Consider the following 8,790-nt stretch of genomic DNA (forward strand, 5'->3'; position numbering starts at 1 on the left):
GCCCAAGGCCTAGCGCGGATTGGTTAAAAGGCCAGAAAACTCGCACCATACGCAAAAGGCCGCCGACACCGGAGGTGCCGACGGCCGTTTGACCCGTGTCCGAACCGGCTCTCAGCGGTAAGCGCTGATCAGGCCCGAATCGTCGAGCACATAGAGCGTCTGGTTGGCGACGACCGGTGCCAGCGAGATCGGGTCCTTGAGATCGAGATACTTCGAGAACACCCCGGTGCCCGGATCAACCGTGCCCAGTTCGCCGCGCGAATTGCCGATCCACAGCTTGTTGCCGGCCAGCACCGGGCCGACCCAGAAGATCGGGCCCTTGCGCTTCTTCGCGTTGTGGTAGCGCGACAGCTGCGTCAGCCAGCGAACCTTGCCGCTGGTCCGGGCGATCGCGAGGATCTCGGCGTGGTCGTCCAGCGTGAACAGCCAGTCACCCACGATCGCGGGCGTCGAGATGCCGGCAAGGTTGAGTTCCCAGATGCGCTGGCCGGTGACCAGTTCGTAGGCGGCCATGCGGCCGCCCTGGCCCAGCGCGTAGACCCGGCCGCGATCGATGATCGGATCGGCGTCGACGTCGGTGAGGCTGCCCACTTCGGTGGCGATCGAGGTGCGCGCAAGCGCGTCCGACCACAGCTGGCGGCCGTTCTCGTACCGGTAGGCAACCAGTTCGCCCGAGGCATAGCCCGCGATCACGGTGCCCTGGCCTGCCGCCGGGGCGGCGACGCCGAACACGCCCGACTGCGTGAGCGAGCCGGATTCGTTCCACAGCACCGCGCCATCGGCATCGTTGAGCGCGAAGATCTGGTTGTCCTGGCTCATGACGTAGACGGCGTTGAAACCGACCGTCGGCGAACCGCGCAGCGGGCCGCCCGGCTTCTTCGACCAGATCTGGCTACCATCCGCGGCATTGAGCGCGGCCACTTCGCCGACACCGGTGGTCACGTAAAGCTTGCTGCCGTCGACACTGACGCCGCCGCCGAACACCGACTTGGCGCCATTGCCCGAAACCGCGAAGCTCTTGGTCCACAGCTGCGCGCCGCTCTGTGCGTCGAAGGCGTGAACGACACCATCGGTATCCATCACGAAGAGCTTGCCGCCGCTGACGACCGGCGCCGCGGCCAGGCGCTGGCGGGTGGTCGAACCGGCGATCTGCGCGGTCCAGACGCGCGAGGGGCTGTCGGCCAGCGCCAGGTGGCCGTAGGACTTGCCGGCGTTGCCACCGCCCTGGGCCCATTCGCTGTTGGCCGAGGCCGGCGGCAGGATCACCGCCACCGAATCGAGCGAGGGATCGACCTTGGCACCGCTCTCGATGCGCGAGAGGATCGGCGTGCGTTCACCGACCGTCGGCGTCTTGGCCCGGCCCTTGCCATCGCTCTTGCAGCCCGAAAGACCGGCGACCAGCGCCAGCGCGACCAGCGAGGCGACACCGAGTTGACGGCGCGTTTTCATGCGATTGTTCTCACCAGACATTGTCATTCTCCGGCAGGCGCGGGGGCGGCTTCGCCCGCCCGCTGCACGATCTTGGCCTTGGCGAGCGGCTCGCCGTTCTCGTCGACGACATCGTCGACGGCATCGACGCCCAGCACCGCGGCCAGCTGGCGCGCACGGCTGCGCAGCCCGTCCTCGACCTGATCGTCCTTGGCGATCGCGGCGAACAGCGGTCCAGCCTGATCGGTCTTGTTCATCTTGATATAGGCCATGCCGACAAGTTCGCCGGCCGGACCGAACCAGGGATTGCCAGGCGCGGCATAAGGCTTGAGCTTGGCCACCACGTCTGCGGGCTTCATCGCGTCGAAATTGGCCGCGACTCCGCGAATCGCGGCAAGGTCACGCAGCGGCTGCGGCGCCTTGGCGTCGTTCTCGACCTGGGCATAGAGCTTGAGCGCCTCGCCCTGCTGCTTCTGCTGGAGCGCGATGCCCGCCAGCAGCAGCCTGGCCGACGTGGCGCTGCCGTCCGAGCCGCTGTCGGCGATCGGCTGGAGCTTCTTCTTCGCGTCGTCGAGATTCTGCGACTTCAGCGCGTCGATCGCCTGCACCATGGCTTCGGAATTGGCCGCGACGGCCTGCTCCTGCTGGTGCTTCCAGAACAGCCAGCCGGCAAAGGCGGCCAGGCCGACCAGTACCGCCGCCAGCAGCGGCAGGCCGAAACGCTTGAAAAAGCCTTCCATCTGGTCGCTGCGCAGGGCGTCGTCGACCTCGCGCAGGAAGACGTTCTGCTCGGCGGCGTGGCGCTGAGCGGAAGCGGAAGTGGAAGTCGTGCTATCGGAAGGAGGCAGGGCCAATTTGCGGGCGCTTTCTGCGGATGTCTGAATGGTTGCCGGGCTGTTTAGCGAATGGTGGCGGGTTTTCAACGACGATCTGGGAATGATGGGGGGTGAACGTCCGGGCGTGAAGGCTGCCTGAACGGCGTTCTTGCCCAGGTCATGACGGGATTTCGCGCCCCATCGCCTGCCCGTAGACGTGCCGGTAGGCCGCGATCATGGCGGCTTCCTCGTATTCGGCCTGGGCCCGCGCGCGGTTGGCGGCGCCGATCCGGGCGCGCAGGGCCGGATCCTGCGCCAGCGTGACGAGGGCATCGGCAAGGCCCGCTTCATCGCCGCCCGCCACGATGTAAGGGCGGTTCTCGGCCGCGACCATGTCCGGCACATCGCCCACCGCAGGCGCGGCCACCGGCAAGCCCGCCGCCATCGCCTCGACGACCGAGATCGGAAACTGCTCGCTTTTCGAGGACAGCGCGAAAAGATCGAACAGCCCCACCGCATGCGAGGGATCGGCCACGAAACCCGGCAAGTGGACGCGCCCGGCCAGCCCTAGTCGCTCGGCTTCGGCCAGAATCGCCCCGCGTTCGGGCCCCTCGCCGAGAATCACCAGCTTCCAGGGCTGCGGCAGCGGCGCGAAGGCCCGCACCAGCCGCGGCAGGTCCTTGACCGGACGCAGCCCGGCCAGCGTGCCCAGCCAGCGCTCGCCCTCACCTTTGACGATGCCGGGCAGGACGTCCGGGCGGGGACGCTCGATGAAGGCGCCGCAGTCGATGCCGTTGGGAATGAAATGCAGCCGCCGGGCCGGCTGATGCCAGGCCGCCCGCGCGATCCCCTCCAGCCGCCGCGAGGGCACGACCAGCGCCGAAGCGCGCGCCAGCGCGATCCGGCGATAGAGATTGCGCGCGGTCTTGAGCCCGTCCGCCTCGTCCTCGTTGAAGCCGTCCTCGTGATGGACCAGCGGCGGCAATTGCAGCAGCCCGCCATAGAGCCGGTGCGCCAGAACCGCGTCCATCGCGCCCCAGTTGTAGGTCAGCACGAGGTCATGGCCCTGCATCGCCTGCGCCAGCTGCCACAGCCGTGCAGGCGTGGGGCGGCCCTGCAGGCTGGGGAAGGCCTGCGGGAAACCGACGTCGAGCGCCGGATCGATCACGACTGCCGCGCCCATCGCGCCCGGCTGCGCCGACACCACCTCGTGCGCGGCCACGCGCCCGAAGGCGTTCATCAGCCGCACCGCGCGCAGTTCCTTGCCGCCCGCCGCGAAGCTCGAATGGAGGTGCAGGATGCGCAAGATCGTCCGGGTCTCCCGTTCCGGCGCGTCAGGCAACACGGGCCAGCAGGGCCGTGATCGCCCCCACCGCCTCGGGTTCGTCGAGCGTCGGCGCATGGCCGGCAGCAGGCACTGTCACCGCCTCGGCCCCGGGCTGGCGGCGCAGCATCTTGTCCAGCGTCGCCGCCGAAAGCAGGTCGGACAGTTCGCCGCGCAGCACCAGCACCGGCCGATTGTCGCCCCCCAATGCCTCCCACGCGGGCCAGAGGTCCGGCTGGGTGTCGACATCGTAGGCGTTGAACGGCTCGGCGATCTTCATGTCATAGTCGAAGACCATGCGGCCATTGCCCGAAAGCATCATCAGCCGCTTGGCAAGGCCGATCCAGAAATCGAGCGTACGGCCGGGGTAGGCGTGGCCCAATGCGTCCTCGATCCCGCGCGCGGCATGAACCCAGGTGGGGAAACTGCGCCCCTGCCCGACATAGTCCTTGATCCGCTCCATCCCTTCCGGCTCGAGATAGGGGCCGACATCGTTGATCACCGCACCGGCCAGCCGTTCGGGGATCATCAGGGCAAGCCCCATGAGCATCAACCCGCCCAGCGACGTGCCGATGGCGGCAAACCGCTCGATCCCTTCCTGTTCCAGCAGCGCCAGCAGGTCCTCGCCGTACTGCACCGGGTTGTAGCTCTGCGAATCGCGGGCATATTCGCTGTCCCCGCGCCCGCGCATGTCGGGGCAGATCACGCGGCGGTTCTGCGCCAGGCGCGGGGCCAGACGCTCGAAATCGCGGGCATTGCGGGTAAGCCCCGGCAGGCAGACCACAGGCACGCCCGCAGCCCCTTGCGGAGCGGGGTAATCGCGAAAATGCAGCCTCAACCCGTCGCGGCTCTGCCAGAACCGATCTTCATAACCCGTCATCAGCGAAGCCTGAGTCCTCCTGCACCCGGCTTGATCCACGGGCCATCCATCGCCACTATCGCCGCATGCGAAGCGAACCGCAAGCGAGTGCCTACCGCGCTGCCCCCCGAATCGAGACAATTGCCGGCTGGCTTGCCAGTCCGGTCGATGCCGCGCAATTTCCCAATCATATCCTGCGCTTCCGCAACGACCGCTGGGCCCGGACAGTGGGCCTCGACGGGCTCGACGAGGCGCAGTGGCTGTCCCATTTCGGACGCTTCGAGCCGCTGCCCGGCAACCTGCCGCAGCCGCTGGCGCTGCGCTACCACGGCCACCAGTTCCGGGTGTACAACCCCAATATCGGCGACGGTCGCGGCTTCCTCTTTGCGCAGATGCTCGACGGCGAGGAGCGCGTGCTGGACCTCGGCACCAAGGGCTCGGGCCAGACGCCCTACAGCCGCGACGGCGACGGGCGGCTGACCCTGAAGGGCGCGGTGCGCGAGATCCTCGCCACCGAAATGCTGGAGGCCCTCGGCGTCTACACCAGCAAGACCTTTTCTGTGGTCGAGACCGGCGAGGCGCTTTGGCGGGGCGACGAGCCTTCTCCCACGCGTTCGGCGGCTCTGGTGCGTCTCAGCCATGGCCACGTGCGGATAGGTAGCTTTCAGCGCCTGCTGGCACTGGACGATGCCGAGCACATGGCCGCGCTGGTCGACTATTGCCTGGCCACTTTCCCCGGCCCACTGCCCCCCGAAGGCGTTCCCGGCCGCGACGAGCCTGCGGTGGTCCTGCTCCACCAGGTGGTCGAACGCATGGCCGACACCGCAGCGGCCTGGATGGTCGCCGGGTTTGTCCACGGCGTGCTCAACAGCGACAACATCAACATCTCGGGCGAGAGTTTCGATTACGGCCCCTGGCGCTGGTTGCCGCGCTGGGACCCGGCCTTTACCGCGGCTTATTTCGACCATTCGGGCCTCTACGCCTTCGGCCGCCAGCCCGAGGCGGTGCTGTGGGATTGCGGCCAGCTCGCCGTGGCGCTGCGCCTGCTCGCCGACACCGCGCCGCTGGTCGCCGCGCTCGACCGTTTCGCCCCGCTCTGCCAGCAGGCGATGGCACGCCGGTTCTGCTGGCGCCTCGGCGTCGAACAGGGGGATCACGCAGCGGATGTCGCACTGATCCAGGCCGCCGAAAAAGCCATGGCGGCCAGCGGCGAGGCCCCGGAAATGTTCTATTTCCGCCATCGCGGCGCACGCCCCGGCGGCAACGAGGCCTTCGACGCGCTGCTTGCCGGGCGCCGCCCCGCCGCCGCTGCCGACGACCCGTTCTGGCAGCAGGACGGCCCGCCCAGCACCCTGATCGACGAAGTCGAACGCGTCTGGTCCGCCATCGACGACAGCGACGACTGGACAGCGCTGCACGAAAAAGTGGCCGCAATCCGCGAACTCGGCCGCCAGCTCGGCCCGGCGCCGAAGCCTGCCGGGCATGTTTCGTTAGGCTCCTCTTAGGGATAGCCGTGCCATAGCCTGTGCCGACTCTCCCATCAGCCGATAACGGACCTACTGCCGCAATGGACGGTGCAGTCGCAACCAAGGCCTCTCCGGCCCCTCTTCCGCCCCTCCGGGCTGCCAGCGATCGGATAGCCGCGCCTGCGGCAAACGAGGCGCTGATCGTGTCGTACGAACCTGCCACCGGGGCCGAACTGTGGCGCGGCAAGCCGTGTGACGTCAACGAAGTGGTTGATCGTGCCCGCCGCGCCTGGCCCGAATGGGCGGCGCAGCCGCTCTCGACCCGCATGGAACTGCTGCGCCGCTTCGCCAATGAAGTGCGCAAGGAAGCCGAAAACCTGGCAGTGCTGATCGCCCGCGAAGTGGGCAAGCCCTTGTGGGAGGCGCACAGCGAGGTCGAATCGGTGGTCGCCAAGGTCGAAGTCTCGATCCGCGCCTATGCCGAACGCACCAGCCAGCGCAAACTCGACAGCGCCCTGCAAGGCGCGATGGCAGTGCGCCACAAGCCGCACGGCGTACTGCTGGTGCTTGGCCCCTACAATTTCCCGGCGCACTTGCCCAATGCCCATATCGTGCCCGCGCTCATCGCCGGCAACGCGGTGGTGTTCAAGCCGAGCGAGAAGGCCCCGGCGACCGGCGAACTGCTGGCGCGCTGCTTTCACCGCGCCGGCATTCCCGCCGGCGTCGTGCAGCTTGCCATCGGCGGGCCGCTGGAAGGGCAGGCGCTCGTCGCCAACGACGGTATCGACGGTGTGCTGTTCACCGGCTCGGCCAATACCGGCATCTCGATCAACCGGCGCCTTGCCACCCGTCCGGACAAGATGGTCGCGCTGGAAATGGGCGGCAACAACCCGATCGTACTCTGGGACACCCCCAAGCTCACCGACGCCGCCGCGCTGGTGGTGCAGTCAGCCTTCGCCAGTGCCGGCCAGCGCTGCACGGCAGCCCGGCGGCTGATCGTGAAGGCCTCGCTTCACGATGCGATGATGGCCGAGATCAAGACCCTGGCCGACCGCATCATCGTCGGCGCCCCGTTCGACGAGCCAGCCCCGTTCATGGGCCCGGTGATCGACAATGCCGCCGCCGACGGTCTTGCCGAGAGTTTCCTCTACCTGCTCAGCAACGGCGGGAAGGCGATCAAGCATCTGGTCCGCCCCGACGAAAGCCTGCCCTTCCTGAGCCCCGCGATCATCGACACCACCGCGCTGAAGGACCGCCCGGACGTCGAACTGTTCGGGCCGATCCTGCAGGTTATCCGGGTCGACGATTTCGACGAGGCAATAGCCGAGGCCAACAACACCCGCTTCGGCCTTGCGGCCTCGCTGATCGGCGGCACCCCGCAGGACTACAACCGCTTCTGGGCCCATGCCCGCGCCGGAATCATCAACTGGAACCGCGCCACCACCGGCCCCAGCCATGCCGCGCCGATGGGCGGCATCGGCCTCTCCGGCAACCACCGGCCAAGCGGCTACTACGCCGCCGACTACTGCGCCTATCCGGTCGCCTCGGGCGAGATGGAACAGCCGCGCGCGGTGATCGGGGTTGGGTTGAAATAGTTCGGGCCAGAGCCGTTCCCAGGGCATCAGGTCATTCCACCTGATCGCAGAACGGTTTATTTCCCGGAAACGACGAGATCCACCTCGGTCACGCCGTTCGCCTGCTTGCGGGCATAGACCACATAGGCCTGCCCCTGCTTGCGCCCGCCCAGCACGCGGTCGCTGCCATCGAGCCGGTACTCGGCCGAATAGCCGCCCTTGCGCGCCAAGGTGTTGTAGAAGGCGATCACATCCTCGGACGGGACTGCCGTGCCGAAGCTGACCACGCGCAGCCTGCAACCCTCGGCGTCGATTCCAGCCGCTTCCTGCACCGCGCCCTGCGGATAGAGCGGAAATTCTGCCGGCAGCTTCTTCGCCCAGTCGCGGGAATACTGCACCTTGGCGCTGCAATCGGTCCTTGCGGCACGCGCCGCCGGGCTTGCCTGCGCGGCCTGAGCGGCGGCCTGGGCCAGTTCGGCGGCGCTACCCTTGATCGCATCGGGCAGCGCGGCGAGGCCGCCGGACAGTTCGGCCGCACTCTTGCGCGCGGCGGCCACCGCCTGCGGCGCACGGCTGGCGGGGGAAAGCGTGACATTTCCGGCCTCCCCGACGCCTCCCGTCACTTCGGGATCGACCACGATCTGCTCGCCCAGCGCCGTCCCGGTCGCGCCCGCGCCCGGCTGCTCAGCCTTCTTGCAGCCGCCCAGCACGAGCGTGGTCGCAAGCATGATCACCCCGATGCCTGAGGTTGCCTTGTTCATCGTGCCCCTTTCCTGCCCTGGCCGTGGGAAACATGTCCCCGCTGGCTCCTGGCGCCCGGCTCTGGAAAAGCCTTCCCCCGGTGGGCGCGAATGGCAAGGGCGCGCGCGTGCGGATCATGCCCGCGTCCCAAAACGGGAAACAGCCGGCCGAGAAGATTGCGCCGCCCTTCACCACCACCCGATCACGAAAAAGGGCGCCCGCGACCAGGTCGCGGACGCCCCCTCCACCCGCTTTCCGAGAGCTGGCCCTCGAAGCAGACAGGCGGACTTCCCCCGCGCTTCGCCGTCAGCACGGGGGAAATCGGTACTTGCAAGATGAGGCTAGCTTAGCGGCAGGACGAGCCGCCGCGGTCGATCTCGCGGCCGACCAGAGCGCCGCCTACAGCGCCGAGCACGGTGCCTAGCGTCCGGTCACCCCGGTTGTCGACCTCGCGGCCCAGCAGGGCACCTGCCGCACCGCCGATCAGGAGACCAGTGGTGCCGTTCTGGCGACGGCAGTAGTAGCGGCCGTTGTCACCACGCCACACGCGGGTGTCGCGGTAGACCGGCTCGCCGCGGTAGCC

At 68.2% G+C, this 8,790-nt stretch carries 8 protein-coding genes; 2 read left to right on the forward strand and 6 right to left on the reverse strand.

Annotation, left to right across the window (positions count from 1 at the left end; all coding sequences use genetic code 11):
* Positions 1-111: 111 nt before the first annotated feature.
* From OKA11_RS21720 to OKA11_RS21735, 4 genes are all read right to left on the reverse strand, one after another.
* The gene (locus tag OKA11_RS21720) at positions 112-1,449 is read right to left on the reverse strand and encodes an outer membrane protein assembly factor BamB family protein (protein ID WP_267224218.1); all 1,338 of its coding nucleotides are present in this window, start codon (positions 1,447-1,449) and stop codon (positions 112-114) included.
* A gap of 23 nt (positions 1,450-1,472) precedes the next feature.
* Positions 1,473-2,282, reverse strand: coding sequence for a tetratricopeptide repeat protein (locus OKA11_RS21725; RefSeq protein WP_267224220.1), 810 nt, complete (start codon positions 2,280-2,282; stop codon positions 1,473-1,475).
* Between the two features lie 139 nt (positions 2,283-2,421).
* Positions 2,422-3,549, reverse strand: coding sequence for a glycosyltransferase (locus OKA11_RS21730; RefSeq protein ID WP_267224222.1), 1,128 nt, complete (start codon positions 3,547-3,549; stop codon positions 2,422-2,424).
* A 28-nt stretch (positions 3,550-3,577) separates the two neighbouring features.
* The gene (locus tag OKA11_RS21735) at positions 3,578-4,447 is read right to left on the reverse strand and encodes an alpha/beta fold hydrolase (RefSeq protein WP_267224224.1); all 870 of its coding nucleotides are present in this window, start codon (positions 4,445-4,447) and stop codon (positions 3,578-3,580) included.
* Positions 4,448-4,512: 65 nt separating this feature from the next.
* Here OKA11_RS21735 and OKA11_RS21740 point away from each other — a divergent pair, with 65 nt between their 5' ends.
* Together OKA11_RS21740 and OKA11_RS21745 are read left to right on the forward strand one after the other, a co-directional pair.
* Positions 4,513-5,931 carry a protein adenylyltransferase SelO family protein gene (locus tag OKA11_RS21740; RefSeq protein WP_267224226.1) on the forward strand — a complete coding sequence of 473 codons (1,419 nt, stop codon included), beginning with the start codon at positions 4,513-4,515 and terminating at the stop codon, positions 5,929-5,931.
* A 62-nt stretch (positions 5,932-5,993) separates the two neighbouring features.
* Positions 5,994-7,487, forward strand: coding sequence for a succinylglutamate-semialdehyde dehydrogenase (locus OKA11_RS21745; RefSeq protein WP_267224228.1), 1,494 nt, complete (start codon positions 5,994-5,996; stop codon positions 7,485-7,487).
* A gap of 56 nt (positions 7,488-7,543) precedes the next feature.
* Here the strand turns inward: OKA11_RS21745 and OKA11_RS21750 are convergent, their stop codons facing one another.
* Both OKA11_RS21750 and OKA11_RS21755 read right to left on the reverse strand, forming a co-directional pair.
* Positions 7,544-8,227 (reverse strand): hypothetical protein, encoded by a 684-nt coding sequence (locus OKA11_RS21750; protein WP_267224230.1) that lies wholly within the window; start codon positions 8,225-8,227, stop codon positions 7,544-7,546.
* A 326-nt stretch (positions 8,228-8,553) separates the two neighbouring features.
* Positions 8,554-8,790, reverse strand: a 237-nt coding sequence (locus OKA11_RS21755) for a glycine zipper 2TM domain-containing protein (protein ID WP_267224232.1), incomplete at its 5' end; no start/stop codon positions are given.

Source organism: Novosphingobium clariflavum (assembly GCF_026420865.1).
Classification (GTDB): domain Bacteria; phylum Pseudomonadota; class Alphaproteobacteria; order Sphingomonadales; family Sphingomonadaceae; genus Novosphingobium; species Novosphingobium clariflavum.